The sequence below is a fragment of the Rhodobacter sp. P1_C2 genome (assembly GCF_056406375.1).
Genome location: NZ_JBFUAG010000024.1, coordinates 1 through 26,480 on the forward strand (window position 1 = coordinate 1; position 26,480 = coordinate 26,480).

General features: G+C 59.8%; 24 protein-coding genes and 2 pseudogenes. 12 read left to right on the plus strand and 14 right to left on the minus strand.

Annotation, left to right across the window (positions count from 1 at the left end; all coding sequences use genetic code 11):
• Both AC1DZT_RS24520 and AC1DZT_RS24525 read left to right on the plus strand, forming a co-directional pair.
• On the plus strand, nt 1-219 hold a 219-nt coding region (locus tag AC1DZT_RS24520; RefSeq protein WP_478009277.1), incomplete at its 5' end, for a transposase domain-containing protein.
• A 302-nt stretch (nt 220-521) separates the two neighbouring features.
• Nucleotides 522-1,319 carry a tyrosine-type recombinase/integrase gene (locus AC1DZT_RS24525; protein WP_478009300.1) on the plus strand — a complete coding sequence of 266 codons (798 nt, stop codon included), beginning with the start codon at nt 522-524 and terminating at the stop codon, nt 1,317-1,319.
• Between the two features lie 421 nt (nt 1,320-1,740).
• Here the strand turns inward: AC1DZT_RS24525 and AC1DZT_RS24530 are convergent.
• Nucleotides 1,741-2,759, minus strand: a pseudogene (locus tag AC1DZT_RS24530) (IS110 family RNA-guided transposase).
• Between the two features lie 159 nt (nt 2,760-2,918).
• Here AC1DZT_RS24530 and AC1DZT_RS24535 point away from each other — a divergent pair.
• Together AC1DZT_RS24535 and tnpB are read left to right on the plus strand one after the other, a co-directional pair.
• Nucleotides 2,919-3,242, plus strand: a complete 324-nt coding sequence (locus AC1DZT_RS24535) for a transposase (protein ID WP_478009278.1) — start codon at nt 2,919-2,921, stop codon at nt 3,240-3,242.
• Entirely contained in the window at nt 3,242-3,385 is a 144-nt protein-coding gene (tnpB, locus tag AC1DZT_RS24540; protein ID WP_478009279.1) for an IS66 family insertion sequence element accessory protein TnpB, read from the plus strand. The genes AC1DZT_RS24535 and tnpB overlap by 1 nt, the downstream gene beginning before the upstream one ends.
• Before the next feature lie 5 nt (nt 3,386-3,390).
• Here tnpB and AC1DZT_RS24545 read toward each other — a convergent pair.
• A pseudogene (locus AC1DZT_RS24545) lies at nt 3,391-3,612 on the minus strand (IS5/IS1182 family transposase); the annotation flags it as partial.
• Between the two features lie 264 nt (nt 3,613-3,876).
• Between AC1DZT_RS24545 and AC1DZT_RS24550 the strand changes: the two are divergent.
• Entirely contained in the window at nt 3,877-4,950 is a 1,074-nt protein-coding gene (locus tag AC1DZT_RS24550) for a GGDEF domain-containing protein (protein ID WP_478009280.1), read from the plus strand.
• A gap of 89 nt (nt 4,951-5,039) precedes the next feature.
• On the opposite strand, the gene AC1DZT_RS24555 is transcribed toward AC1DZT_RS24550, so the two are convergent.
• Entirely contained in the window at nt 5,040-6,020 is a 981-nt protein-coding gene (locus AC1DZT_RS24555; RefSeq protein WP_478009281.1) for a sensor domain-containing diguanylate cyclase, read from the minus strand.
• A gap of 176 nt (nt 6,021-6,196) precedes the next feature.
• On the opposite strand from AC1DZT_RS24555, the gene AC1DZT_RS24560 reads away from it, so the two are divergent.
• Both AC1DZT_RS24560 and AC1DZT_RS24565 read left to right on the plus strand, forming a co-directional pair.
• A complete protein-coding gene (locus AC1DZT_RS24560; protein WP_478009282.1) occupies nt 6,197-7,045 on the plus strand; it encodes a viral aspartic protease in 849 nt (282 codons plus the stop codon).
• A gap of 175 nt (nt 7,046-7,220) precedes the next feature.
• The gene (locus AC1DZT_RS24565; protein ID WP_478009283.1) at nt 7,221-8,081 is read left to right on the plus strand and encodes a hypothetical protein; all 861 of its coding nucleotides are present in this window, start codon (nt 7,221-7,223) and stop codon (nt 8,079-8,081) included.
• Here the strand turns inward: AC1DZT_RS24565 and AC1DZT_RS24570 are convergent, their stop codons facing one another.
• From AC1DZT_RS24570 to AC1DZT_RS24590, 5 genes are read right to left on the minus strand one after another with little or no spacing between them, the layout of a single operon-like run.
• Nucleotides 8,082-9,530 (minus strand): hypothetical protein, encoded by a 1,449-nt coding sequence (locus AC1DZT_RS24570; RefSeq protein WP_478009284.1) that lies wholly within the window; start codon nt 9,528-9,530, stop codon nt 8,082-8,084.
• A complete protein-coding gene (locus tag AC1DZT_RS24575) occupies nt 9,527-10,624 on the minus strand; it encodes a family 8 glycosyl hydrolase (protein ID WP_478009285.1) in 1,098 nt (365 codons plus the stop codon). The genes AC1DZT_RS24570 and AC1DZT_RS24575 overlap by 4 nt, the downstream gene beginning before the upstream one ends.
• Nucleotides 10,621-13,044 (minus strand): cellulose biosynthesis cyclic di-GMP-binding regulatory protein BcsB, encoded by a 2,424-nt coding sequence (locus AC1DZT_RS24580; protein WP_478009286.1) that lies wholly within the window; start codon nt 13,042-13,044, stop codon nt 10,621-10,623. Before AC1DZT_RS24580 ends, AC1DZT_RS24575 begins: the two co-directional genes overlap by 4 nt.
• Nucleotides 13,041-15,437 carry a UDP-forming cellulose synthase catalytic subunit gene (gene bcsA / locus AC1DZT_RS24585; protein WP_478009287.1) on the minus strand — a complete coding sequence of 799 codons (2,397 nt, stop codon included), beginning with the start codon at nt 15,435-15,437 and terminating at the stop codon, nt 13,041-13,043. Before bcsA ends, AC1DZT_RS24580 begins: the two co-directional genes overlap by 4 nt.
• A 15-nt stretch (nt 15,438-15,452) precedes the next feature.
• A complete protein-coding gene (locus AC1DZT_RS24590; RefSeq protein WP_478009288.1) occupies nt 15,453-16,133 on the minus strand; it encodes a hypothetical protein in 681 nt (226 codons plus the stop codon).
• On the opposite strand from AC1DZT_RS24590, the gene AC1DZT_RS24595 reads away from it, so the two are divergent.
• A complete protein-coding gene (locus AC1DZT_RS24595; protein ID WP_478009289.1) occupies nt 16,123-16,422 on the plus strand; it encodes a hypothetical protein in 300 nt (99 codons plus the stop codon). The genes AC1DZT_RS24590 and AC1DZT_RS24595 overlap by 11 nt on opposite strands.
• A 269-nt stretch (nt 16,423-16,691) precedes the next feature.
• Here AC1DZT_RS24595 and AC1DZT_RS24600 read toward each other — a convergent pair whose 3' ends face one another.
• Nucleotides 16,692-18,011 carry an EAL domain-containing protein gene (locus AC1DZT_RS24600; protein WP_478009290.1) on the minus strand — a complete coding sequence of 440 codons (1,320 nt, stop codon included), beginning with the start codon at nt 18,009-18,011 and terminating at the stop codon, nt 16,692-16,694.
• 139 nt (nt 18,012-18,150) lie between these two features.
• Between AC1DZT_RS24600 and AC1DZT_RS24605 the strand changes: the two genes are divergently transcribed.
• Nucleotides 18,151-18,510 (plus strand): bactofilin family protein, encoded by a 360-nt coding sequence (locus tag AC1DZT_RS24605; protein ID WP_478009291.1) that lies wholly within the window; start codon nt 18,151-18,153, stop codon nt 18,508-18,510.
• Nucleotides 18,511-18,539: 29 nt separating this feature from the next.
• Here AC1DZT_RS24605 and AC1DZT_RS24610 read toward each other — a convergent pair whose 3' ends face one another.
• Entirely contained in the window at nt 18,540-18,860 is a 321-nt protein-coding gene (locus tag AC1DZT_RS24610; protein WP_478009292.1) for an H-NS histone family protein, read from the minus strand.
• Nucleotides 18,861-19,294: 434 nt separating this feature from the next.
• On the opposite strand from AC1DZT_RS24610, the gene AC1DZT_RS24615 reads away from it, so the two are divergent.
• Nucleotides 19,295-19,699: a single-stranded DNA-binding protein gene (locus tag AC1DZT_RS24615; protein ID WP_478009293.1), complete on the plus strand. Its 405-nt coding sequence runs from the start codon at nt 19,295-19,297 to the stop codon at nt 19,697-19,699.
• Between the two features lie 952 nt (nt 19,700-20,651).
• Nucleotides 20,652-23,810: a hypothetical protein gene (locus AC1DZT_RS24620; protein WP_478009294.1), complete on the plus strand. Its 3,159-nt coding sequence runs from the start codon at nt 20,652-20,654 to the stop codon at nt 23,808-23,810.
• Here AC1DZT_RS24620 and AC1DZT_RS24625 read toward each other — a convergent pair.
• The 4 genes from AC1DZT_RS24625 to AC1DZT_RS24640 form a co-directional block, all read right to left on the minus strand.
• Nucleotides 23,783-24,106, minus strand: a complete 324-nt coding sequence (locus AC1DZT_RS24625) for a recombinase family protein (protein ID WP_478009295.1) — start codon at nt 24,104-24,106, stop codon at nt 23,783-23,785. The two genes, AC1DZT_RS24620 and AC1DZT_RS24625, sit on opposite strands and share 28 nt — an antisense overlap.
• Nucleotides 24,107-24,570: 464 nt before the next feature.
• A complete protein-coding gene (locus AC1DZT_RS24630; RefSeq protein WP_478009296.1) occupies nt 24,571-24,822 on the minus strand; it encodes a WGR domain-containing protein in 252 nt (83 codons plus the stop codon).
• 67 nt (nt 24,823-24,889) lie between these two features.
• The gene (locus tag AC1DZT_RS24635; protein ID WP_478009297.1) at nt 24,890-25,522 is read right to left on the minus strand and encodes a hypothetical protein; all 633 of its coding nucleotides are present in this window, start codon (nt 25,520-25,522) and stop codon (nt 24,890-24,892) included.
• A 4-nt stretch (nt 25,523-25,526) separates the two neighbouring features.
• Nucleotides 25,527-26,252, minus strand: a complete 726-nt coding sequence (locus AC1DZT_RS24640; protein ID WP_478009298.1) for a ParA family protein — start codon at nt 26,250-26,252, stop codon at nt 25,527-25,529.
• Between the two features lie 30 nt (nt 26,253-26,282).
• Here AC1DZT_RS24640 and AC1DZT_RS24645 point away from each other — a divergent pair.
• On the plus strand, nt 26,283-26,480 hold a 198-nt coding region (locus AC1DZT_RS24645), incomplete at its 3' end, for a hypothetical protein (RefSeq protein WP_478009299.1).

Sequence of the window (26,480 nt, forward strand, 5' to 3'; positions counted from 1 at the left end):
CGACCCATAACCCTCAATCGCAAAAACGCGCTGTTCGCGGGCCATGATGAGGGCGGCCACACCTGGGCACGCATGGCCTCGCTTATTGAAACCTGCAAGCTGAACGCTGTCGACCCTTACGCCTACCTGCGTGCAACCCTGACAGCTATCGCCAACCGCTACCCGGCGTCCCGCATCGACGACCTCATGCCCTGGGCATTCCAAAAGCAGTCAAGCTGAAACCCATACGGGTGTCAGCCACCGCTTACGCTACGACCGATGCGCCCACACCTTCATGTCCGCAATCGCTATCGCAGCAACCGTCATCTTCTGGATATGATCAATGAGTCCTGAGCCTAGTATTTGTTCCGCTTGAGGACTTTTCCGCACTCCAACTAAAGGCCTTGGCCCTTCGTGTGATCGAGACACCACCGAAATATGGGTTTGGTCCATATCGAGACGCGGTCAAGCTTGGCGACCTTGGTCCCGATGAACTTAGGAGGCGCAAGCGAACCTTCAACTCCCTGGTTACCATCCTGCGCATGGCATTTCTGCATGCTTGGGAGAATGGAAAGATAGATTCCGAACGCCCGTGGAGGGCTTTGAAGCGAGTGGCCGTGAATTACACGCCTCGGTCTGTCTTCTTGACGAGGCCGGAGTGCCTTAGCCTCATTGAGCATTGCTCCCCGGCGCTGCAGAAGCTTGTGATGGCAGCGCTCTACTCTGGGTGCCGCGTTGGTGAGTTGGCCAACCTCCGCGTGCAGGATGTTGGCCATCAGATATTCGGTATTCGAGTCGCAGCATTTAAAACTGGTCCCGCTCGCTTCGTTTTCTTACCTGATGAGGGAATGGCCTTCTTCCTGTCGTGCTGTGACGGCAAGTCAGGATCTGATCTTGTCTTGCTCTCGGATCGCGGCAAGGCTTGGCGTCGACAACATGCGAACCTATTTCGAAGGGCGATCCAAAAGGCCAAATTACCCAAAGAGTTCGTCTTCCACGGGTTACGCCATACTTATGCCAGCGATCTAGTGCGTCAAGGGGTTCCGCTTGATGTGATCGCCCGACAACTTGGCCATGCTGACGTTCGAACCGTAAGTTCCACATACGGGCATCTTTCAGAGCATTTCCGAGAGAATCAGATACGCACGAAGTTTTCCCCCCTCTCAGCCCATCAGCAGGCTGAGTCTTCCCGGCGTCGCAATGAACTAGATGAGCTCTGGCAATCTTTTCAACATGATGACTGGCGCGACTACGCGGCACGCACTCCGTCGAGCCGAGGTCCGCTGCAGGGGCGCGCGAAGACCAGCATTGAGGTGTCGGACACCTTTGGCGGGCGGTGAACCATCGGGAAGGGAAATTTCATCATATTCCCATCCCGCCACCCAACACTCGATGGTGTCCCGAGCCATACAGCGCAAGGGACCTCTCTTGCTCAAAAAGTGGAGTCGTAAGACATGCCGCTCCGGAGTAAGCGGCAAGGGAACCCCGTCGGTTAATGGCCTCGGGGAGTATGTGTGAACTGCCTTCCCCTGCAAGTGATTTCGAGACGCACCTTTGACCCTGCTCCTATGTATTCGGTCTTTTCGCGGGGCATTGTGATTGTCCCCTGACCAAGATGGGAAGTCGCGCGTCCTGTGTCTCATTAGCTCATCGGCACTTTGAGGCCATACTCCCCGTCAGACTTGCAGGACGCCGATCTGGTCGTTGATCCATCTCTTTTCCGCTCGCAGATTCCGTTGTTCCTCCCTTACATGCCCGTAGTCATGCGCCCTCCAGCGCAGCCGAGCGATATCGCTCGCCAGTTGTCAGGATTGCCCATGCGATGCGGGCGAGCTTGTTGGCCATTGCGACAACCGCGACGTTGACATGCGTCCTGGCCTTCAACCCGTCGACCCATCGGGCGAGTGGGGTCGATCTGTCCTTGACCAAGTGCAGCACGGTTCTGGCGCCGTGGATAAACAGTTTTCGCAAGTAGGTGTTGCCGTGTTTGGAGATGCCGATCAGCTTGGCTTTTCCCCCGGTTGTGACCTGCCGTGGAACGAGGCCCGCCAAGCGGCAAGATCGCGACCCTTGCCGAAGGCTTTTCCGGTGCCTACAGCCGCCACGAGTGCGGTCGCGATGGTTGGCCCTACGCCGGGGATTTCCATCAAACGGTGCATGTCGTCATCCGCGGCAGCGACAGATTTGATCTCCCTATCCAGTGCGGTGACCTTCTCGTTGATCGTGCCGAGATCGGCCGCCATGTCCGCCAGCATTCGCGGCGTCAGATCGCCATTATGATCTTCGGGGAGGCGAGTGAGGAACTTCTGGAACACATGCCGCCCTGATGCAGGACGAATCCCCCGCTCCATCAGAAAGCCGCGGGCCTGATTGATCAGCCGGGTCCGATCCTGCACAAACCGCTCACGGGCCCGGTGGAGCGCTTGCAAGTCAAGTTGCTCTTCCGTCTTGATCGGCACGAAGCTCATGGTCGGACGGGTGGCCGCCTCTGCGATGCCCTCGGCGTCCCGGTCATCGTTCTTGTGCACCTTCACGCAAGGCCGAACATAGAGCGGAGACATCAAGCGCGGCTGGTGATCGAACTGCAAACAGAACCGACCAACGTGATGGGCACCACCACAAGCTTCCATGGCAACAATACAGGGTGGCAACTGGGCGAGAAACTCCAGCAGCCGGAAGCGCTGAATGCGCCTGCGCAGGACGACCGCGCCCGTGCCGTCGACGCCCGCTAAGCTGCAGACCGTCTTGCCCAAGTCAATTCCAAGAACTGCGATATCCATCGGAATGCTCCTTCCTGTCCTACCGATACCGCAACAATAGCTGAGGTTGGGCGGGAAGGCAGTTCATCCCATTTGCTCAGACCTCGGACGTTGATCTGATGCCGAGGTTCCATGTCCACGACTAGTTCTAAGCCTATGCCTGCGACTGGTAGCTTGCAGTTGGTCGAGGCGATTGTTGGTCGATTTGACGGTGCGCCGGTCGGAAAGCGGCGCCGGTGGTCGGAGGAATTCAAGTCGAAGACCGTGGCTGCGGCGCTGGAACCTGGCGTGAATGTTTCGGCATTGGCCCGGCGGCTGGGGATTTCTGCGCCGCAGCTCTTCGGCTGGCGCAAGACCTTCCTGAGCAAACAGAACGAAGGCCTGCCAGCGGGCTCGCCAACTTCTGTGGCAGAGATTGTGGTGGGTGATGTCGTCATCCGGGTCAGCTCCGACCTTGAGGAGGTTACGCTGCGCCGGATCTTGTGCGCGGTGCGCACGGCATAATGCCTTCCGGTGTGAAGGTCTTTCTGGCGGGCCAACCGGTCGACTTCCGCAAGTGGCCTGACAGCCTGCTGTCACTGGTGCGCGATGCCGATAGTGACCCGTTCAGCGGCGCGCTTTATGTGTTCCGGGCAAAGTGCTGTTAATGAAGGTTCTCGACCCAGCGGGCGACAATGGCTTCGTCCGACAGCTGATAGGCGTGCTGGAGATAAAGCAATCCCACCGTCCAGTCGTCGAGGAAAGAACCACCCCATTCCCGCTCCAACGCTTTCCAGCCGATCAACGCCGTCAACTCATGGTGCAGATCAATCACGTAGACAAGGCGCGCGCGGAGAAGGTCATCCTGTTCAGGCGGGCGAGTGCGGTGCTTCAAGGGCAAACCGACCTTGCAGGACTCTGAATAAAATCACACGAAACCTTGCAGCCAGATGCGAGCAAAACCGTAGTGGTATTGCCGTTGTTCAGGTCGAACTAGGAAAGGTCAGTTCACAGAGCGCAAGGGAGACCCGCATCGCCACAATCCCGCCATTCATTGGCCTTCTCTGAATGCGAGTTTGTTGAGAGAAATCCGATCTGCGAGTCGCAAAGGGCAGCATGTTGCATCGGCCACTTGATCCGGCGAAGAAGGACGACTGACATGTTGAAGGACATATTCTTCTTTTCTTTCCATGCTATAGGTGCGATGGCCCTCGCAACGTTGCTTTACGGAGTGTTGCAAAGGCATATTCAAAACCGCCTATTGAGGCATGCGTTGGTCGGTGTTGTCATGGGTGTGGCGGCAGCGATGCTGATGGCGCGACCCATCGTGATCATGGATGGCTTCCAGGCAGATGGCCGCAATGCCTTCATCGGTATCGCGGCGATCTTTGGTGGCCCGATCTCGGCGGCGGTCGCCGCGACCATCACGGCGCTGATGCGACTGTGGATCGGTGGCGCGGGGGCCGCTCTCGGTTGCTTCACAATATTCTCGACCGCGATCCTTGCAAGCCTTTGGAATGTCTCACGCAACAGGAGTAAAAAACGCCGCTCCACCTTGGATTGGCTAAGCCTCGCCGCCGTGTTGATCATTCCGAACAACCTGACGCTTCTCATGCCTATTCCCAACAAAGCGGAAATTTTCACCTATCTCAGTGTTCTGACATTGCTGGATGTGTTGATTTTCGGGCGGCTTATGGAAACCGAGCAACGTCGTGGCCGGCGTGAACGCGAGTTGAACACGGCCGCGAATACGGATGCTCTGACCTCTCTGCCAAATCGGCGCAGGTTCATGGACGTGACGGTTGCAATCGAGGCCAAACAACAGACCCATAAAGGGCTTTTGCTGATCGACATTGATCATTTCAAGAAGATCAACGACACTATCGGCCATGACGCCGGGGATGAGATTCTGCGCATCGTTGGCCAAAAGCTGGCGGATGGGACGCGGAGAAGCGATGTTGCAGCCAGGTTTGGCGGCGAGGAGTTTGCGGTTCTGATCGACGCGGTCGATGAAGACGATCTGGCCAGCATTGCAGAAAGACTGCGCAAGTCTTTGGATACTTTGATCAATTATAAAGGTTCGGTCATCACTCTCTCGGTCAGCATCGGCGGCACTTTCTGCGGCAAGCAACCTTTTTCGTTCCAGAATGCCTATAAGTCTGCCGACAAAAGCCTATACAAGGCCAAAGAGTGGGGTCGGGCCCGATCTGTGGTCACGGGGTTGGCGGCATAAAGATCCGTGTCTCTCGACTGCTCTTCTGATGGGCAATGCCGGTGCCGCAGCTTCGCCAAACCGACCAAGTCGCACCGTATGATGTGCAGTCAGTTCGGAGTAGGAATAGACCGCGCCCGCACTGTCATGTTCCGGGATCCGGCTTTGGCGTGATAAAGTGCGCTATCTGCACTCGCCATAAGCGATGATATGTCCATAGCTTTGCCATCGGTTTCGGTCAAACCAAAACTGGCCGTGACGCGCAAGTCCGGAAGGTTGGGCAACCGAAACTGCTCAATCGCCAGACGCAGCCTTTCGATGACGCCAAAAGCTGAATCCTCATCGTGGTCGGGCATCAGGATGCCAAATTCCTCGCCCCCAAGTCGACCAATCAGATGCACCGGGCTGCCCAGTTCGGTCGCGAGCTCTGCCACGGCCTGCAAGACTTGGTCCCCTGCCGGATGGCCGAACCGGTCATTGATCTGTTTGAAATGGTCGAGATCCATCAAGGCGAGCGTCAAAGGCCGATGGGGCTTGCGCAGTTGCTTGCGCATCTCTCGCTCCAGCTCGCTCATGAAGCCGCGCCGGTTGAGCGCGCCCGTCAGATGGTCCTGAACCGAAAGCCGCCGCAATTCGATGCAATCCATCGCCAGCAGCGCCAACTCCCTCATCTTGCGGATTTTCGTTGCTGGAAATCGCAGCAACTCGGTGTCGAATACGCAAAGCGAGCCTATGCAGTAGCCTGCCCGTGTTCGCAGCGGAATACCTGCATAGCTGCGAATCCCGCTTTTCGCCGGCGGTTGGTCGATGATTCGCGGATCCGACAATGCATCCCGAATGATCAGCGGCGCGTCATTCTGAATGGTGATGTTGCAGAAGGCTTCCTTCCGAGGCACGGATTTCAAAGATATGTTTGACCGTGCTGCGAACACCGCAGTGCTGTGATCGATCAGCATGATCCCCGCGTGGCGGGCACCAAACTCTGACCGCACCATGTGGACGATCCTGTCCAGCGCAGGCTCGCGCGGGGCGCTCAGAATATCCAGCGCCTGTAGAGCGGCGACGCGTTGGTGTTCTTCGATCATGGTCATCAGGCTGGCCTTGTCTATTCGCTGCTCTGTCCGGTCCGGGTAGTCTGGCACTAAGTGTCTCATTCTGGTGTCGAATCCCAACAACAGAGACGGTTTCAGGTTCACATGATAGCGAGGAGCATGCCTTACAAGTATATGTCGGCAAGTGAGATGGAATCAATCTTGAGGGGTGTTTGATGCGCGCGGCGTCTACGATTGCGGGAATGTTCGGCATAATCCTGCTTGCCGCATGTGGTGGCGGTGGAGGAAGTGGCGTTGCACCGCTTCCGGACGGGCGCGAGGTGGTGACGCCAGCGTTTCAAAACTATGCCCGCGACGACAATGGCTTCAACCGGGTGAGGCTGGACAGGTCTACGCCGGCGGATGCTGCGGTGATCGCGCAGTTCGAGGACAAGAATCCCGCCGATCCGGCTGGCTACCGCAATCTGATTGCGCTTTCCGATAAAAACTATGCCGGAAAGGTCACGATTGAGGTGCTGGCGCAGGTTGACAGCTCTGGCGGCACAGAGAAGGTGACCCGGCTGTTGCGACTGACCGCCGATCAAACCCCGTTCGAGAATGAGAAGAATGGCAAGTTGGTTGCGGCGACGGGCACCTATTACCTGCGCGGACAAAACTTTGTCTGGGCCGCGGTTGACGGCAAGCCGATCCGCAGCGGCAGCGACAGCAACGGTTTGGTTGATCTGGTGCTGAATTTTGACACGCAGACGGCAAACATCAACCTGCGCACAGGCGTGTCGGGGGCCTCAGAGATCAGAACGGAGATCGCTGCCAAGGATTTGCCATTCAACATCCGCTCGGGGGCCTATGGCGGCGCCATCACGGTGCAGGTCTGGGACCCCGATAGCAGCGCGATCTTTGCCATCGACGGCAGTCTGCGCGGCAATATAGGCGGCACCCCCACCTACACCGATGGCAAGCATGGCCTTACAACATCGGGCGTCTATACCGCTGGCACCGCGGGCGTAACACCTGTGATCATTGACGGTGTGTTTGTCGGCGCCGACCCCAATGCCCTGCCCTAAAGTCTGGGGCGTTCTGGTCTGCCTCTGGTCTGCCTCTGCGGCCTGCGCCGATGAGCTCGGTCGCGCGCAAATTGCGGCCATCTCGGGGTCCGAACGGCTTCAGATATTTGCCTTCGGCAAACTGCTGGAGACGGGTGCGGCCCCCCGCTCAGCCGTTTTGCGGATGAAGCAAAGCATGATCGCACAGGGCTTTTACTACGAGCCAGGCCAAAGCCATGTGATCGCCTCCGGGGCCTGGGTTGCGCCGATCCTCAGCTACGACGGCAATATCAACGGCGGGGCGCTGCAGGACAGTTTCAGCCTCAACGGTTCTGTGTTTGAGGCCGACCCGGCCTTTCGCGCCAAAGCGGGAATGGTGATGGGCCTTTCTGGCGGCGGCGTGGCCCGCTTGGCTTGGGCGAACGGCCGCTATGTTGAGGGGCGTTTGCGCGGCGAGGCCGTGTGGTCACCCGAATATCAGATCGGCCGCAGCAACGCCGAACTTGGCCTGTGCAGCCGCAATCATGTGTCTGGCTGGGATTTCGTTGATCTGTGCCAGACGGTTTCGGCATCGCAGCGCGAGCTGGGATCAAGCGTATCCCAGGAAACCGCACTCACCGCGTCTCGGCTATTTCGGACGACGGCGGCCTATCACGAGGTCAGCGCCGAATTCGCCCAATCCAGTTATGATACCGGAGATCAGCCGTCGGTCACGCTGTCATGGGCGGCTGTCTGGGACAAAGCTGCAACAAACCTGTCGCTGACCAAGGCCGCCCCTATTAAGGGGGAAACCGCCTTGGCCAACCGGATTGCAGTTGGGGTGCAATGGCTGTCGCACGGGCGCGCTCTGGGGGTCGGGCTCTGGCACCAAGACGCTGGCGGCGGGAGTTTTCTCGGCACAGCGCGCGAGGACCAAGCCACAGGCATCAGCATATCTTATGAACTTCGCCCCGGACTCACCGCGCAAATCGGCTACAGCGTCAATCAGTCAAGTGTCGATTTGTTCGACTACAGCCAGGTGTCGCTGAACTTACGCTTTGACGCGCTGGACTGGTGATCAATCCTGCCTGCCGGCGACGGCTGCAAGCCCTCGGCGGCTCTCAGGGGTTGCCAGCTGATCGTTCAAGGTCTGAAACTGCAGCTGGGCGTTGCTGACATTGCCGCTGTTCAGATAGGCATAGCCGCGCAAAATCGCCAGATCGCGCCGCAGGTGGCCCGATACCTGCTCCAACGCGTTGAAATAGCCGATTGCCTTGCCGTACTGCTGCTTCTTGTAAGCCAGCACCCCGCGCTGGTCGAGGATGATGGATTCGGTGTCAACCCGTTGCTGCTGTGTCAGCTGGGTGGAGGCCGCAATGCGCGAGGCTTCCTCCGTCATGTTCATCTTCAGATAGGACAGCGCCATGCCAAAGCGGGCATCACGCTTTTGCGCGCCATTCAGTTTGGCTTCTGCCGCCTGAAAGGCAGCCAGGGCCACCATCGGCTGGTCGAGATTATAGGCGCACCAACCACGGTCCGCCAGCCGTGGCGCCGATGTCGCACCCGTGGTTGCCGCCAGACATCCGGGTCCGGAGCTTGCAGGCGACGCCGCCCGCGTCGGCGCGTTCGCCGCCACTTCAGGCGCTTTCGCCGCGACCTCAGGCTTGGGTGCGGCCGGTTTCTCAACTGGGCGCGGTTTGGGCTTTATGTCCGGGCTGATCGTGATGGTCGCAGGGTTTGCCCCGCGCCCGGCCATCAACTTCGCTTGCACTGTGGCAAGTTCCGCCGTCCTGTCTGGAAACTTCGCGCGGACGGTATCGAAAAATGCCGTCAATTCGGCATCGGTCGTGACGCTGTCTGATTTCTCCAAAGTGGCGACAACCGCGGGGAAATCCGAGCAGGCGCCGATGATGGCGGTATAGGTGGCAACCGCAGCGGTCGCTGCCTGCTGGTTTTCTTGCGCCTTGGCGATGCGCCAGGCATTGTTGATCCGATCGCAGCGTAAGAGCGTGTCCGAGTTCACGGCAATCGTCAGCGCCTCATTGGCGTTCCCGGCATCGAGCGCCGCATCAAGTTTCACTTGACCCTCTGCGGTTTCCAGCAGCCTGAGCATATCTGGCGCAGGTGTCCAGCCCGAATAAGCGGCTTGGGTCGAGGCGATTGTTGCCCGGGCCTCTGCAAGTTGACCTGCCGCAATCTGGCGGTAGATCGTGTCAATCTCAGTCGAGGGCTGCGTGATGCTCAGTTTCGTCAGATCCGCAGGCGGCACCCAGCCCGGAAACTTCGCGCGTAAGCGGCGCAGTTCGGCGGTGACTGAGGGTTGGTCCTTTTGTTGGACGTAAAACGCCAAGGCCTGAAGCTCGGCTGCGGTCGGCACCGTTGCGGTTTTGGTGACGGCAATCGAAGGGTCGGTCGGCGAAGGGCTGGTCTGCGCAGGGTTAGCCGGCGCAAGCGCAGTCTGGGCCAGTATGGCACCGGGTGCCAAAGCCAACAGCAGAGATGCAGTTATCAGGACATGTCGGGTCATATTGGAACGCATTGTGGATACATCTCGACCTGAGCGACAAGTGCCATAAGGTGCAACGTTGCCGGATAATAGGGCTGTCGGACGGAAAAGGCAGGCATGCTTGCCCCCGCGCTGCCGGATTGCGCGCAAGACAACAGGCCAACAATGGCACGATAGCCCGGATGTGGGCTGCGTTCCAGTGCGGCACCGGTCACACGATTGAACACAGTGGTGGCACTCGCCCCGTCGCTGGTGGCCTCGGCTGCCGCCACGTAGCGAAGGGCAGCGGCAGATGCGGCATCTTCGGACCATGCCGCGAACAAGGGCACCCGCATGGCCTCATAGCCTGCATTGACCGAGAAGCGTTCTGGCGGTGCGGCCCAGCCCGTGCTGTCGACAGCGGCCCAATCCGGCACCAATCCGGTTTGCGCCATCTGATCCATCAAGACCAGACCATCAGCCGCTACTTTGCCCAGCACCTCCACCCCGGTCTGCGCTGCCACATCCTGCATGGCGCGCGGCATGTAGTAGGAGGGGTTGATGATAAATCCGGTGTCGGTCTCAAAGCCCTTGGCAGCTGGCAGGAGAAGCTGGCTGCCGTTGCCGTTCGGGTGCGGCTTCACACACAAGGCAACCAGATCAGTCGCAATCTTGCGCGCCCGTGCGCCGAGGTCCGCGCGGTCATGTCGAACCGCCATCGCAGACAACGCCCAGGCATAGAAAAGATCGCCGTCGCTGGCGTTGTTCTTGTCGGGGACATGCGCGGCCTGATCATGTTTCCAACGCCAAGCCAGCAGAGCATCTTCGCGGACCCCCAGATTTTCCTCTGTCCAGGTGTGGATCAGGTCGAACGCGGCAATATCATCAAAGGCTGCTGCCAGCGTCAGGCCGTAGCTTTGCCCCTCGGAATGACTGTCCGAGTTTTGAAAGCCGTCAACGATGCGGCCCTCGGGGGTCAGGCAAAGCATCTTCCATGCCTGCCATGATGCTTGCAGCGGATGCGAAGGCGCAATCGCGCCGGCGATGGATTTCGGAACCTGCCCCCATGCCTTCTGCGGCAAGCTGGCTGCCACCGCTGCCCCACCGACTGCTGCGATGAATGTGCGGCGTTTCATGTGCGGCTTCCTGACCGGCGGGTCATCAGAACGAAGAACAGCGCTGGAATGACCGATACCAAGGCCAGCAGCAAGGTCAACACCGTGAAGATCAAGGGCGACCACGATGCATAGTTGCCCAACACCGCGCGCAGATTGGACGGGGTGAGCGGCTCCAGCAATTCGGGGCGGCGTTTTTCCGACCATGTGACCCAACTGCCGTCGCTGAGCAACAAGGCCGCCTGACCATGCGCCTCGCCACGTCCTTCGCGGCGGAAGTTATCCACCTGGCTGGCAAGATCGCTCATCGAGATATCCGGCCCGGCGATCAGCCAGATGTCATCGGGGGTGTTAGGGTCCAGTTGCAACAGCAACGCCACGCCAGACTTATTCTCCAGCCAGTTGACCAGCGTCACGGTCCCCGGCAGCGACATGTCGCGGACGCCGCCGACTTCGCGGAACATCCACCCCTCGGGAGAGAAGAAGTATCTGACGGCTTCCCAATAGGAGTGGTCGACCGGGGCGGATGCCGGCTCGACCTCAACCGTTTTGCCGTCCGCATTGGCAAAGTTGAACGCAGGTTGCGGGGTTGCGGCCGCAGCTTCGGGTGCAGCGGGGACCTCTGCCGCGGGGTAAACCGCGTTTTGCAGCATCCGCCGCGTGGCACCGGTGCCGCCCGTCGGCACCAGCCCCACGCCATTCAGTCCGACAACATGCAGCCGCGCCTTGATGCCGTCGCTCACCAGTGGCCGGAACAAGGCGCCAAAGGCCAAGAGCGTGGCTGTGTCACGCGCAGGGTCCGCCACTTCGGCGGGCACCGTCACGTCGTTGCCATCCAGCCGCGCCAGACTGCGCGACATGTCGGTCTGGCGCATCTTCGGCGAGGGCGGCACATTGAGCGAGCTGTCGCCCAGGACCACAAGCATGTCGGTGGTGCGCGGGGTGCAGGGCAGATCGGGCGGATCGCCGGGCACCGACATCTCGAAGGTCAGGGTATTGATGCCGGGGTTCAACCGGTTGGCCCGGAAGACGATCGGCAGCGGCGGCTGCACCTTGCCGCCGTCGTGGTCCAGCGGCAACAGGCGGATGGTCTGGTCGTTCACCTTGACCAGCAACAACGCGCCTTCCGGCAGATCCGCCGAAAACCCGTAGTGCACGACCAGATCCACCTTCTGCGAGGCCAAGAGCAACCAATCTTCCGGCAGCAGGAAATCCACGTCCTGCCGGAAATAGTGGGTGTTCGCCGGGATATTGACGGTCCCAAGCTCGGCCAGAGTTGTCACACGGCCGGGCGTTAATGCCGCGATCTTCTGCGCGGGAGGACGCGCAGGCAGGATCGTGGACAAATCGGGCATCGCCCCCTCGGCATGTTCAATCTGCAGCACTACGGCCCCATCCACGCCCCGCCTGAAGCTGGATTTCGCGGTGGCAGAGCTGATCAAGGCTATGCGCGCGCGGGCATTCTGTTGCGTTTCCATCGAATAGAACGGCACGACCTTGATCCTGGGTGCGCCCCCCACGGCGTCGGTGATCCGTCTGGCAACGTCACGGAACATCGTCATATCGGTTGAGGCATCCACCAGAATTTCGATCGCACCATCGCGTGCGATCTGCGACTGAGCGGCGGCCAGAAAGCCTTGCGTATCCAGCTGCAAGAGCGCCGGGTCGATCATGACGCCGCTATGTCCCAGCGCAATCTCGGTCCACACCGCGAAGGATGCTTCGGGGCCGCAGAAAATGCGGTGGGTCTGCGCGGCGTTCAAGGTGATGCGGTTCACGCCCGGGATCAGGGCTGCGGTGGGCAGGTGGATCGCTGCAAAGTCGCCGATGTTGTCCAGGGCGATTTTCCCGGCCTCGGTTCCGTTGATCAAAACCGTCAGATGCGAGGTATCGGGCAGCACATTGACGCTGGAACGCAGGGACAGCACCAGCTCTTTCGGGACGGGCACATCTTCTGGCAAGGTCAGCACGAAATCCGCGCTGGCGATCTCGCCGCTCAGACGAAACTGGCCGGGCGCCGGCATGCTGCCACCGATCCGCGTCTTGGTCGGCACATCTTGCGCCGCAGGGACCATCGCCAGCATCCAATCTTCGGTTGCGGCCACAGGCTGTGCGCCGACATCCCGATCCACCTGCAGTGCCGGGGCGGCTTCGGAGTCTGCGGTATCCGTAGCAGCCTCCGGTGCAAGATTGATCTTTGGCGCTTCCACGACTGCCGGCTGCTGCCCGGTTCCGGTCGCTGCTGTATCCGCCTGAGGCATGGGGGGTGCCAGATTAATCTTTGGTTCTGCGACGGCCGGGGATTGCGGAGCAGCCTCCACAGGCGGCGCCACAACCGCGGGCGGGACCGGTTGCAGTTGTATCAACGGGGCTTGGGCCGTCTGTGCGCCGGCAAATCCCGGCAGCAGGGTCAGAACCGCAATTGTGCGCAGAAGCCTCATCGGGACGCCTCCCCGAAGAAAGCCGATCCCGAGAGCGTGCTGGGATCTTTGTCATCCGCATTTTCAATGAAGTCGGCGCCAAAGGCCACCAAATGCGCCGGTTTGCGTTGATGAGACTCCATCAATGCGGTGCGGCGGCGGCGTGCAGGCTCGCGCATGAAATCGCCAAGGGTGCGCGGCAATGAGCTCACGCTAAGCCACACAACATAGCAAATTCCCGCAAGCAAACCTTTCTTTTTGCGCGTCGCCTGCCGCATCCTCAGCCAGTTGTCACTGGACCCAAAGATTAGGAATGCCACGGCTTCACGCACATCCAACGCCTGATCGCGCAGAAACAGCACCCCCAGAACCGGGCCTTCCGGCGTCTCGAAAATCTGCCGGACCACCGCCTTGACCGGACGCTCCAAATGAGTTGCATCGGAAAAGCGCGGGCGGAACTGGATCGTCTCGCCCTTGGTGACCATCCGCAGTCCCTTTGTCCCACTCGGCGGAGCGCCAATGCGCAGCCGCGCGCCACTGGTCGAGGCATCCAGCACAACCCCCGCCAAGGGCGCTTCGCCTGAGCCTTCCCACCACATCGTCGTCGGGTTCTGCATTTCCACCCGAGGCGAGCTGCGGCGCTGCTGTTTTTCGGACACCGCGCGCAAGGACAGCGAAACCAGCAGGAAGTTGATGACAGCCCAGGTGCCCACCACGCCCAGAACACTGCGGTCGCCCGGATAAGCAATCCAGCGCACAAGCAGCGCCAGGATCCCGGCAAGCATCAACAAGAACAGCATCAGCAGCGGGCCATAGATCGGCGAAATATAATCTTCCGCCAGCGTCTCGTCCTTGGCCGTTACGTTGAATTTGGCGGCGCGCGGGCGCAAGATCGTGCGGAAGATCGCCATTGCCAGATAGGGCGCCTGCGCCACCTCGTAGACTTCGGAAATCAACGGCCAGCGATACCGCGCGAACATCGCGTTCTGGATCAGGAAACTGACCGCCATATAGCTGAGCGTGTAGACCATCGCATCGCGAAAGGTCGAAACGAAGATCTCCACACCGAAAAACAGATAGCTGAGGGGTGCCAGCAGATAGGCCAGACGGATGATAGGAAATAACCAGAACGACATTGAGTTGATGTAGCAAAGCCGTTGCAGAAAACCCAAACCGCTCCGGAACAGCGGGTTTTTCAGCATCAGCATCTGCATCATGCCCGACGCCCAGCGGCCGCGCTGCTGGATGAACGAGGCAAAGGTCTCCGGTTGCAATCCAGCGATCATCGCCCGATCAAGATAGAGGCTGCGCCACCCTTTGGAGTGGATGTCCAACGCCGTTTCCGCATCTTCGGTGATGGTCTCACCCGCAAACCCACCCACCGAATCCAATGCCTTACGCCGCAGCACCGCCGCAGAACCGCAGAAGAACGCCCCACCCCACCGGTCCAGGCCGCGGTGGATCAGCGAATAGAACATCTCATTTTCAGGCGGGCATTTCAGACCAAGATTACGTTCGATCGGGTCCTTGTTGATGAAGAAGTGCGGCGTTTGTACCAGAAACAACTTCGGATCATCGACGAAATACCCGACCGTGCGGGCCAGAAAATCCTCTGACGGCACATGGTCTGCATCGAACACCACGACAAGATCACCGTCGAGCTTGGCCAAAGCCGCGCTCATGTTCCCGGCCTTGGCATGTTCATTGCGCGCGCGGGTCGAATACATCACCCCAAGGTCAGCGCAAAGCTGTTGCAGCTCGGCCCGACGCTCCTGCGACTTGCGGGCAAGTTCGGGATTGGCCGAATTGCAGCGCTGATCGGTGCCGCCATCGTCACACAGGACCACAACACGCTTGTCACGCGGATAAATCATGTTCTTTGCCGCGGAGAGCGTCACGCTTAGCATCTCGGTCGGTTCGTTGTAAGACGGCACCAGAATGTTGACGGTCGGCAGCTTGTCCACGGCCACTTTCGGCGGCAAGGCGCGCTCGGTCGGATCGGCGGAGATGAAAGCGTTCAGAAAGAACACCATGATCGAATAGGTTTCGATCGCAAACAGGATCACGGCCAGGATGAAGGACGGCGTAAAACCCGTCTCTGGCAGTGTGTCAGTCAGCCGCCACAGCCAGTAACGCAGCACGATCACGCTGCCGACGGCCAACAAGCCAAACCGCGCCACGGTGTTGGATGCGAAGGGCTTCAGTGCCAGGATCACAATGATCGCTGCCAGTCCAAGCAACCCCTGCGCCGCTGTCGAAGACGGGACCGACGCCAGAATCAGCGTCGGCAGCATCATGATCACCCAGATCAAGAGCAGCCCGAAACTGCCAATCTTTTGCTTTGTCACCGCGTAGTTCCTTCTGGTCCAATCCGTGCCGGCCTCGCCCAATGCACTCTTGACCGAATAATTCAAATAAATGCGTCATTATCATGGAGTTGGTCCGGCAAGAGGTGACAGCATTTGGATGCCTTGCGCTGTCGGGGCAGCCCCTGCTGCTGCAATGTTAGCGATGGTGGTGGCCATCATGGGTGCCAGCGCCTGTTCGACAGTGCCGTTGACACAATTGCGCATCAACATATCAACTACGTTCGTCCCACCGGGCATCTGCTCCATCCCGGTGTCAAGACGGCGCAAGCCCAGCACGCAGATCGTGTTCGCCCCGCTTCGGCTTTCGGCCCAGAGATAGGTGCCCAGCTCGTCTTCGCCCGTCGACAGATCACCGGATTTCAATGCCGTAAAGGGAACGGGGAGCCCGCCCACCCTGCGGAGAAATTCCTCATACCGGAACCGACCCAGCATCTGCCCCTGCAGCGCACGTGCGCGCAGGGTGATCATATTGTCGCCGGGAATGGTGGTCTGGTTCGCGAGGCCGATGCGTTGCTCCATGCTGTCGACCAGCCCGCGCTCGGTTACAACCACGGCTCCTGGGGCATGCACCCAAGACTGCCGCAGCGGCACCGTGACGAACTGGGTCGTTTCCTCGGCCTCGCTCAGAGAGGGGGAGAGTTCCGACGTAGTAAGATTGCAGGCCCCCACCATCAACAGACTGGCAAACAGTGCGGCCAGACGCGGCCGCGCAAAGGTATGGTTACATCTGTTGTTCGGCATGGTTGATCCTGTACTCAGCTCGATTAAAAATTTTTTTGCGGCGAAATACAAACGTTATCACTCCGTCAAGGCATTGATTCCCAACACGGTGCCGAAGAAGTCACAGGGGGGAGCGGTTTCCCTTTTGGTAGACCTGCGCCGTTCGGCGTCGGGTTGTTCGACGCAGAACGGCGCAGGTGCCGGACCCGGTTTTCATCTCCCCATAGCCAAAAATCTGGGCAGTCTAACCAAGGTTTTGGCGGCCATCGTCGGGATGAAGCGAGACCGCATCCCTGCTATGCTGCGGTAGAGGGTCCGCGCCATGCCGACGATTGTCTCGGGGTCGGCGCCGCGTTGTTGCAGAGCGGGGCATCGGGTCGGTCTCGATTTGGGATGACGTTTCGTCTAAACGCTCGGATGCGGGTGGATTGCCAAGCCGCCCATCCTCGGATGGGGTGGGATCGGCCTTAGGTTGGAAGCTTGTCGTCAACCGAGACGTGCTCATCCGCCCTCACCTCGCGCAACATCTCGGACGTCAGCAGTATGCTAAAGAACCTGGAACAGGCAGCTATCCGTAGTTCAGAATGCCTTTTTCTGGAGAACCTCTATGAAAGGGATGGGGCGCGACATCAGAAAGCCCTGAATTTTATCAATGCCAAGCTCGCTCAACGTTCTCAAAATTTCGGCACTGTCCACGTGTTCGGCGACGACAATCAGGTCGAGTGCGCGCGCAACCCCCACGATTGCATTCACAATCGCGCGATCCGTGCTGGTTTCATCGGCAACATTGCCGACGAAGGCACCGTCAATCTTGATACAATCCACCGGGAAGCTCCGAAGGTAGGCAAAACTGGACAAACCCGAACCAAAATCGTCCAACGCCACCTTGCAGCCAAGCGCGCGCGCGGACTGCACGAATCTCAACGCCACCGACATATCGGAGATCGCGGAAGTTTCGGTGATCTCAAACTGAATTCGGTTTGCATCCAGACCAGATTGCTCGAACAAGGCTGTGACGAAGGGCCACAGGCCATCGTCGCCCAGCGATTGTCCGGACAGGTTCAAGGACAAGGTGACATCAGGATTACGCATCAACAATTCGGCGTTGTCGACAAGTGCGGCCTTCAACACCCATCGATCGAGCTCACGGATAAAACCATGCCGTTCGGCGGCAGGAATGAGTGCCGAAGGGGGGAACTCGGTGCCATTGGTGTCGACCATATGGACGAGCAGTTCAAACTCCACAGCTCGGCCCGAAGCTGATGAAAGATCGAAAATTTCCTGAGCGTAAAGCCGCAACCTGTTATCCGAAATGGCGCTTTGCAGGCCCAACAAAATGCGGGCGTCGCGGTGATATTCGTCCCAAGGCAGTTTTGAGGGATCTGCCACGACGATGCTCCCGCGGCCCTGGCCCTTGGCGATGCCGCAGGCTGACGTCGCGGCATTCAGGCTGAATTCAACACTGTCGCAATCCAGTATCGATGCAAGCCCAGCACTTGCCGAAAATTTGAAGATTCTTCCAAGCCATTCAAGCTGATAGTCAGATACTGCATCAATCATGGCTTTTGTCTTGCAGGATGCTTCTGCCAAGCTCATTTCAGTCATCAGCACAGCAAACTCGTCGTCCCCAATGCGACCGAGCATATCACTTGGCGCGAGGTTTTTTCGCAGTATTGTAGCAATCCGTTGCAACACAAAATCAGCGACCTGCGCGCCTGCAACCGCGTTCAAGAAACGAAATTTATCAATATCCAACAGACACAGCACGGCCATTTCGCTGTGTTCTGCCATGTGCGCTGACAAATCGGCGATAAATCTATCACGTGCAGGAAGGCCCGTGAGTCTGTCCGTGCCATCGCCGTTCCATGTGCCGCCCACGCTTTCACCGATTTCTGTCACAGATATGCCTCTCGTGACCCGTAGGCATATGATGCGGCCGCTTCAAGAGAGATCATCTACACGCGGCCCATGTTTCCGGCGTCAGGCTACGAACATTTTTTCGTCACCACAAGGGCAACATTTTTATCTTAGCAGGCAGGTGAAGAAGTCGGCCCTCGACCCGGATTGGCCGACGACGGCACTGGGTAGCGCAACACGCTCGCGCCTCGCCGAAGACTTGGAAATCGATGGTGACGTCAGTTCCAGCGGTCCGGTCGATATCCCCGGCAGGATCACAGGCACGGTGAGGGCGCCGGATGTTCTCGTATCGACGAGCGGACGTGTTGCGGGCCAGGTCATGGCCCTGAACCTTTCGGTGCTCGGCACCATTGAAGGAGCAATTGTCGCGAAGTCGGTGTCCTTGTCCGGTTCTTCTCGCGTCCAGGCGGACATCAACCATGAGACGATCACGATTGAAACCGGCGCGCAATTCGAGGGAAGCCTGAAGCGGAAATCCTGATTGCCCGCAGGTTCCGGCAAACTCCTGCCCTAAACAGCGAGGTTTTCCGGGCTCTTTCCTGCATCGATGGCGGCGATGAACCAGAGCGGCTTGCGACCCCGTCCGGACCAGGTGAGTCCCGGGTTCTCAGGATGACGGTATTTCGCCGTGGCCGGCGCGCGGGTAGCTTTGACACCGTCGGCGCCCATTAGGTCGGTCAAGCTGAAGCCCAGTTCTTTAGCAAATACCTCGACTTTGGCGCGGGCGTCGGCCTTCTGGCGGTCCTCAAAGGTGGCGATGGCCTTCGCCAGATCCTTCTGCAGGCTCTTCAGGTCTTTCAGCGACAGCGTGTTCAGGTCGATGGCAATCATTCCGGTGGGTCCTTTATCCATGGTTTGCAGAGGCCTTAAGTCTCGCGGGGGCATGCGGCAAGGGTTCCGAAAGCGCATCGCGGGTCTTGCGCGCAGAGTGGGGTGATCTCGTCCTCTCTATCTTTCCGGGTCTGCTGCCCCCGGGGTCTGACACTGCCGTCTGATCATCTGAGCGGTTCTGTATTGGCGCTCCCGCGTGCCCCGGCTCAGTCACCTCCCTTCGACGGACAATCCCCTAAGCCTGTTCGGCCTCTGGCTCGCAACCCCGCTCGGGGCCGGGCCGTGTTGGCTGCTCTGGCAGCCTGCCCGCACCACCCCGGCCCCTCGGGGGTTTCCGGCTGATCAAAGGGCTCAGCCGTGCAAGCCTCAGCCGACAGGCTTTTTCCGGGTCTTGTCGAAGGGATGGTCCCTCGAACCAGATACGGAGCTCTCAAATGCAGAACATCGTCATCCTCGCCGGCAACATCGGTCAGGCCCCGGAAGTCCGCACCACGCAAGGTGGGACAAAGATCACCCACTTCACCCTGGCCACCTCGCGCCCGCGTTTGTCGGAAGGCCGTGCTGTCCGCGACGAGAAAGGCTTCCGCGTCATGGACACAGAATGGCACCGGATCACCTGCTTCAACGGCCTGGGCAAGACCGTCGCCGAGCACTGCGAGAAGGGCATGAAGGTCATGGTCCACGGCCGCATCCACTACACAAAATGGACCGACACGGCCGGCACCGACCGCGTCGGTTGCGAGATTATCGCAGAGAAGGTCGACTTCCTGAGCCGCGCGAAATCGGCAGAAGGCGAGAACCCCGAACTCGTCGACCGCGACGATGAGATACCGTTCTGAGAAGAACAGGCCTCACCAAAAGGCCCGGCGGGGAAACTCGCTGGGTCATGACGCTCTCAGCCCACAGTTGCCAGTCGAACTCGCTTCATGCTGTGGGGCTGCATTCCCAAAAGCTGCCGCTCACACAGCGCTGCTGAAAACACTGCGCCCCTCGTTGCGGTCCACAGGTCGATGCGTGACATGCGACGGGTGATTGGCACAGGTCGGCTTCATCCCAGGGTGACGCCAGCCGTCGAGCACCAGAGCGGCGGAGCCTCCCCGCAGATGCTGCGGCTCACGCACGATTGCCAGACTTCTAATGCTTGCCCCGGAGCAATCTGTCGCGCACCGAACTCTGGCAGATCGAGGCAGAACTGCCGGACGTGGCGCAATTCCATCAGATGCTCGGAATCGGCAATTCAGCCGATGCTGACAGATGGATTGAAGCGGCATCCGGGCCACTGACCGCCTTGGTGTGAGGGATCATCGCCAACAGGGCTCCGGTGGCCGCCGCATGCGCTAGCCCATGGTCGAATGGCCAAACCGAAGGGCAGGTCAACAAGCTGAAACTGGTCAAACACCAGATGTATAGCCGCGCAAACCTCGATCTCTTGCTCTTCAGTCTGGGGTAGCGCGAACACATGACCGTAAACCACTTGGCTGGACGTGAAGGCCGAGGTGCAGTCAACCAATGCTGCCTTCGGCTGCCCTGCCCAAGCGTTTCTCAAGTTGATGAAGCCAAGGTCGACACTCTGGCGCAGGATGCGCTCGCAGAAGGCCAGAGGTCTTGAGGCAGGCGAATGATGTCGTAGCCGGCCGCTCGCCGAACGGCACTTCATTGCACAATTATTGCACAAACCATTGCCTAGGCGTAAGATAGTTGCCCGAGATGTTCGTTGGGCGAATGATAAAACCCAAGGAACGTGGGGACTGCCTTTCTTGCTTCATCAATGCAATTTATGAGAGGTGCAAAATGGCCACGTTTTTCGGATCAAGTGCAAATGAAATCATCACCCCCGGGGGAGTTTCCGGTACCGTGACCGCCGTGCCGGGGGGCTCGTTTCCCAGTACGGCGGCGGACCAGCTGTTCGGCGGCGACGGCAACGACACCCTGAACGGAGGCGGCGGGGCGGATTCCCAGTTTGGCGGCAACGGCAACGACTACATCTTTGCCGTCATCGGCATCGACATTGCGGATGGGGGATCGGGGACCGACACGCTGGATACCTCCCTCTTTTCCGGCAACTACGTGGTGAACCTGTCGACCGGGCTGACCAACTTCTCCGGCGAAAGCTATGTCAACTTTGAAAATCTGATCTCGGGCGCGGGTAGCGACTCCCTGACCGGCACCTCCGGCGCCAATTTCATCAGTGGTGGCGACGGCAATGACACGATGATCGGCGGCGGCGGGGCGGATTCCCAGTTCGGCGGCAACGGCAACGACTATATCTTTGCCTCGCTGGGGATCGACATCGCCGATGGCGGCGCGGGGACCGACACGCTCGATACCTCGCTCTTTTCCGGCAACTACGTGGTGAACCTGTCGACCGGGCTGACCAACTTTTTCGGCGAAAGCTATGTCAACTTCGAGAATCTGATCTCGGGCGCGGGCGACGATTCCTTGACCGGCACGTCAGGCGCCAATTCAATCTTCGGCGGCGACGGCAACGATACGATCAACGGCGGAGGCGGCGCGGATTCCTCGTTTGGTGGAAACGGCAACGACTACATCTTCGCGGTGCTGGGCACACCGGAGTCGATTGACGGCGGCGCCGGTACCGACACCTTGGACACCACCCCTTTCAGCGGCAACTATGTGGTGAACCTGTCCACCGGCTTGACCAACTTCGCCGGTGAAAGCTTCACGAATATGGAAAACCTGACCTCCGGTGCTGGAAGCGACTCGCTCACCGGGACGTCAGGCGCCAATTCAATCTTCGGTGGCGACGGCAACGATACGATCAACGGCGGAGGCGGCGCGGATTCCTCGTTTGGTGGTAACGGCAACGACTACATCTTCGCCGTGCTGGGCACACCGGAGTCGATTGACGGCGGCGCCGGTACCGACACCTTGGACACCACCCCTTTCAGCGGCAACTACGTGGTGAACCTGTCGACTGGGCTGACCAACTTCGCCGGTGAAAGCTTCACGAACATGGAGAACTTGATCTCCGGTGCTGGAAGCGACTCGCTGACTGGTACGTCTGGCGCCAACTCAATCTTCGGCGGCGATGGCAACGATACGATCAACGGCGGGGGCGGCGCGGATTCATCCTTCGGCGGCAATGGCAACGACTATATCTTCGCCGTGCTGGGCACACCGGAATCCATCGACGGTGGTGCCGGAACCGATACGCTGGATACAACGGCCTTTACTGGCAACTACTTGGTAAATCTGACGACCGGCCTGACCAATTTCGCCGGCGAGAGTTTCACGAACATGGAGAACCTGATCTCGGGCTCCGGAGATGACACGCTGACCGGAACCAGCTCGGCCAATTCCATCAACGGCGGCGCCGGAAACGACATCCTTTTCGGCGGGGATGGCAACGACACGCTTAACGGCGGGGGCGGTGCGGATTCCTCGTTCGGTGGCAACGGTGACGACTACATCCTCGCTGTGATTGGCACTCCGGAATCCATCGAGGGCGGAGCGGGGACCGACACGCTCGATACCTCCCTCTTTTCGGGCAACTATGTGGTGAACCTGTCCACCGGCCTGACCAACTTCGCTGGCGAGAGCTTCACGAACATGGAGAACCTGATCTCCGGTAGTGGCAGCGACTCGCTGACCGGGACGAGCGGGGCCAATTCGATCAGCGGCGGCGACGGCAACGATACGATCAACGGCGGAGGCGGCGCGGATTCATCCTTTGGCGGCAATGGAAATGACTACATCTTCGCCGTGCTGGGCACACCGGAGTCGATCGACGGTGGTGCTGGAACCGACACCTTGGACACCACCCCCTTCAGCGGCAACTATGTGGTGAATCTGTCCACTGGCCTGACCAACTTCGCTGGCGAGAGCTTCACGAACATGGAGAACCTGATCTCCGGCATCGGCAGCGACTCGCTCACCGGTACATCAGGCGCCAACTCAATCTTCGGCGGCGACGGCAACGATACGATCAACGGCGGGGGCGGCGCGGATTCGTCCTTTGGTGGCAACGGCAATGACTACATCTTCGCCGTGCTGGGCACGCCGGAGTCGATCGACGGTGGTGCTGGAACCGACACCTTGGACACCACCCCCTTCAGCGGCAACTATGTGGTGAACCTGTCCACTGGCCTGACCAACTTCGCTGGCGAGAGCTTCACGAACATGGAGAACCTGATCTCCGGAATCGGCAGCGACTCGCTCACCGGTACATCAGGCGCCAACTCAATCTTCGGCGGCGACGGCAACGATACGATCAACGGCGGGGGCGGCGCGGATTCGTCCTTTGGTGGCAACGGCAATGACTACATCTTCGCCGTGCTGGGCACACCGGAGTCGATCAACGGTGGTGCTGGAACCGACACCTTGGACACCACCCCTTTCAGCGGCAACTATGTGGTGAACCTGTCCACTGGCCTGACCAACTTCGCTGGCGAGAGCTTCACGAACATGGAGAACCTGATCTCCGGCATCGGCAGCGACTCTCTCACCGGGACGAGCGGGGCCAATTCGATCAGCGGCGGCGACGGCAATGACACTGTCAACGGCGGAAGTGGCGCCGATGTGCTGACAGGGGGTACCGGTGCCGACAAACTGCAGGGTGGCGCTGGACAGGACGACCTGATCGGCGGTCTTGGCAACGACGTCTTTATCTTCAAGTTCGCCGGTCATTCGGTCGGCGCGAATGCGGACGTCATTCAGGCCGGCGGCGGTGCAATCGCTTTCGAGGGCGCCGGTGCCGCGGCGGGCGACAAGATCAACCTGTCGGCCATCGATGCCGACACCACCCTGGCCGGGCACCAGCATTTCGTTCTGGGCAGCGGTGGCAAGGGGACGATCGAACTCATCACGGTCGGGACTGATACGGTGATTCTGGGCAATACCGACAATGACGGGGCGTTCGAATTCCGTTTGGTCATTCAGGACGGCGCCGTGCTGTCAAGCACCTACACGCTGAACGACTTCATACTCTGACTTTGCGCGGGCCGGACAGAGGGCCGGCCCGCGAGGAAGTGCGCACCGCTGTCGCGCAGAGTGAGGAGGAAGGCGGCGTTGCGGGAGAGACGGTCGAGCTTGGCGATGACGAGGGTCGCGCCGGTCTGGCGGGCCAGCTGGATGGCGGATGTCAGTTGCGGGTGGCTGAGGGTCTTGCGGCTCTGGACCTCGGTGGAGCGGGTGAGGACTTCGGCACACCGGGGAGTGGCGAATGCTTCGATGGCTTGGCGTTGCACTTCCAGCCCGAGGCCGCTGGCGCCCTGCTGTGCGCCCAAGCCGAGGCAACGTTCAATAAGCCCTCGAGCGAAGGTTAGAGCGCCCAGAGAGTTTTCATGAGCGATGTACTCGGAGATCGCTTCGAGATTGACTTCTGTGGCTGCGGAAAAGTCAACGGTCGAGTGCCGTCTTGGCCCTTGGCTTGGTACCTGATCTCAAGCCGAGCTAGGACCCCAGAGGCGGGCCACACGCGTCCCGCTTCTGCTTCGCCAAGTACCTGCGCAAGTGCCTGATCGAGCAGCGCCAACCGCATCTCGCGTTCCTGGATCGGACGGATGCCTTCGCGCAGGGCTTCTCTCTTGGAATTGTAGCGCCCGGTCTCGATGATCTTGGGGACACGGCTTTCAAGTTAAGGGCCAAGGTCCGCGCTTGTCATGGCCGACTCCGTTGGGTAAACTGGAAGCGTGTCACTCTTTATAACTGTTGTCCCATCCCGGCAATGCAGGAAGCGACCTGTGTTCCCTCAGTTCGGCCTGCGATACCCCCGCCGTTCCTTCGCGTGGATGAGCTTGAAAGCCGCCTCTTCCGCAGAACGAGTCGATGGGTAAGAGACCGCTCGGCTTTGCCCCCTGCACCCGATGCGGCCCCATGTGCGTTCCAGGATCGCCTGACCGAAGAGATCCGTCGAGACCACAATGCGGTAAAACCGGGCCATGGTGAGGCTCGGATCGCGGCGGAACATGCAGTGGGGTGCGAGTAGGCGGTCGGGAACCATGCTACACGATGCACCTGCCCGGATTCCCGGTCCAATGAATATTCGGAATCAAAGGGCCGGCCACGATTCAATTCTGTGATGCGCTGCAGGTGACTTCGGGTTCGTCCGGCATAGCCAACAGCGTCGTCACAGGTTTCCCGCGCCGAGCGAAAGCCTCCTCGAGAAATCCGCCGAAATGCGGCGACAGAAATCTGGCAAGAACGGTCGATCGCAGTTCAAAAGGTCCGCTCGATGAAGCCGAGATAATCTTGCCGACCAGTTCGTCTGACAGCCGGATATCGATGCGGTAGGGCACGGGATCAGCCATCGCGAAAGCGGGCATCGGGTATGGCAGTGTGGCGAGGATCGAATTCCGAAAGCCCTGCACGATCGCGCGCTTCGCCGTTGATTTCGAAGCCGGATCAAGGGACGCCAGCGATGTATCGACGCGATGCAGCAGAGCGGGGTCGAGCTTCAGGATCAGTGTGTAGCGCTTGGTCAGGTGGGTCGGCGTGGTGTGCGATACGGCTTGGGGAGGGAGGCCAGGTCCCTCGGTTGGTTGCTGTCCTCTCCGGGTCAAGCTGTGTTCAATCGATTCAATGGGTGCCGGCTCTTCTATAGGACTCGCGACCTGACGGTTGGGCAGATCGCTGGGGATCGGGTCTTTGTGATTGCCCAAGGGGCTGAACATAGGTCGCGTGAGCAAGCCCCGGTTTTTCATGATGTCATGCCTCCACTTGGATCAAGCTGTCGACTTCGCCAAGGAGGGATTGGCAGTCAGCCAGGGCCTCGCGCAGGCGTTTGACTTCGGCTTTCTGCAGGCCTTTGGCTTCGCGTTCGTAGGCTGCAAGGCTGCGCCCCAGGAGGCCGCGCATGACGAGGTCGCCCAGAATGGCGGTCTCGCGGATCTGGTTGTCGAGGTGCGGAAAACCTTGCAGGATGTCGCTAATGTACTGGCGCTGCGCGACCGTCATCTTGGCGCGCATCTTGGTCAGGACAACCCTGGCTTCGCCAACCTCACCGCCTTGAGACAACTGGCGGACAACATCGAGGGCGCCCGGCAATTCCATGAGGTCCAGAGCCGAAGGCGCGAACGGCATCAAGGTGACCTCGGCGTAGCGCAGGACATGGCGGTTGAAGGGATGGTCGACACCCGCAAGGTTCAGCAGACAATAGTCGAAGCGACCGCTTTGGTGGGCATCAAGGAGGGCATCTTCGAGGTCCAGCAAGCGGGTCGCTTCATAGTGCAGGAAGCGAACGGTGAACTTGTCGGACCAGAATTCCGGCCCCGCCTGCTGGCTATAGGTCTGGTAGGCTTTGAATGACTGATGCGGATCGCAGTCGACCAGAAGAGCGGATTTGCCAGCGGCATCGATTGCGGAGGCCAGCATCAGGAGGACCGTGGTTTTGCCAGTGCCGCCTTTGTGGCTGTAGGCGGTGATGACGCGCATGGGGATTTCTCCTTCGGGGTGGAATTGGACTTGACGGGTGAACGGGGTCCGGGAACCGCTTCGGCGGGTCTGGCGGGTCTGGCGGGTCTGGCGGGTCTGGCGGGTCTGGCGGGTCTGGCGGGTCTGGCGGGTCTGGCGGGTCTGGCGGGTCTGGCGGGTCTGGCGGGTCTGGCGGGTCTGGCGGGTCTGGCGGGTCTGGCGGGTCTGGCGGGTCTGGCGGGTCTGGCG

What these genes read in the sequence shown, in the direction of transcription:
- AC1DZT_RS24525 (WP_478009300.1), top strand. Translation starts at nt 522, where the DNA reads ATGGCATTTCTGCATGCTTGGGAGAATGGAAAGATAGATTCCGAACGC.
- tnpB (WP_478009279.1), top strand. Translation starts at nt 3,242, where the DNA reads ATGCCTTCCGGTGTGAAGGTCTTTCTGGCGGGCCAACCGGTCGACTTC.
- AC1DZT_RS24550 (WP_478009280.1), top strand. Translation starts at nt 3,877, where the DNA reads ATGTTGAAGGACATATTCTTCTTTTCTTTCCATGCTATAGGTGCGATG.
- AC1DZT_RS24555 (WP_478009281.1), bottom strand. Translation starts at nt 6,020, where the DNA reads ATGACCATGATCGAAGAACACCAACGCGTCGCCGCTCTACAGGCGCTG.
- AC1DZT_RS24560 (WP_478009282.1), top strand. Translation starts at nt 6,197, where the DNA reads ATGCGCGCGGCGTCTACGATTGCGGGAATGTTCGGCATAATCCTGCTT.
- AC1DZT_RS24565 (WP_478009283.1), top strand. Translation starts at nt 7,221, where the DNA reads ATGATCGCACAGGGCTTTTACTACGAGCCAGGCCAAAGCCATGTGATC.
- AC1DZT_RS24570 (WP_478009284.1), bottom strand. Translation starts at nt 9,530, where the DNA reads ATGACCCGACATGTCCTGATAACTGCATCTCTGCTGTTGGCTTTGGCA.
- AC1DZT_RS24575 (WP_478009285.1), bottom strand. Translation starts at nt 10,624, where the DNA reads ATGAAACGCCGCACATTCATCGCAGCAGTCGGTGGGGCAGCGGTGGCA.
- AC1DZT_RS24580 (WP_478009286.1), bottom strand. Translation starts at nt 13,044, where the DNA reads ATGAGGCTTCTGCGCACAATTGCGGTTCTGACCCTGCTGCCGGGATTT.
- AC1DZT_RS24590 (WP_478009288.1), bottom strand. Translation starts at nt 16,133, where the DNA reads ATGCCGAACAACAGATGTAACCATACCTTTGCGCGGCCGCGTCTGGCC.
- AC1DZT_RS24610 (WP_478009292.1), bottom strand. Translation starts at nt 18,860, where the DNA reads ATGATTGCCATCGACCTGAACACGCTGTCGCTGAAAGACCTGAAGAGC.
- AC1DZT_RS24615 (WP_478009293.1), top strand. Translation starts at nt 19,295, where the DNA reads ATGCAGAACATCGTCATCCTCGCCGGCAACATCGGTCAGGCCCCGGAA.
- AC1DZT_RS24620 (WP_478009294.1), top strand. Translation starts at nt 20,652, where the DNA reads ATGGCCACGTTTTTCGGATCAAGTGCAAATGAAATCATCACCCCCGGG.
- AC1DZT_RS24630 (WP_478009296.1), bottom strand. Translation starts at nt 24,822, where the DNA reads ATGGTTCCCGACCGCCTACTCGCACCCCACTGCATGTTCCGCCGCGAT.
- AC1DZT_RS24635 (WP_478009297.1), bottom strand. Translation starts at nt 25,522, where the DNA reads ATGAAAAACCGGGGCTTGCTCACGCGACCTATGTTCAGCCCCTTGGGC.
- AC1DZT_RS24640 (WP_478009298.1), bottom strand. Translation starts at nt 26,252, where the DNA reads ATGCGCGTCATCACCGCCTACAGCCACAAAGGCGGCACTGGCAAAACC.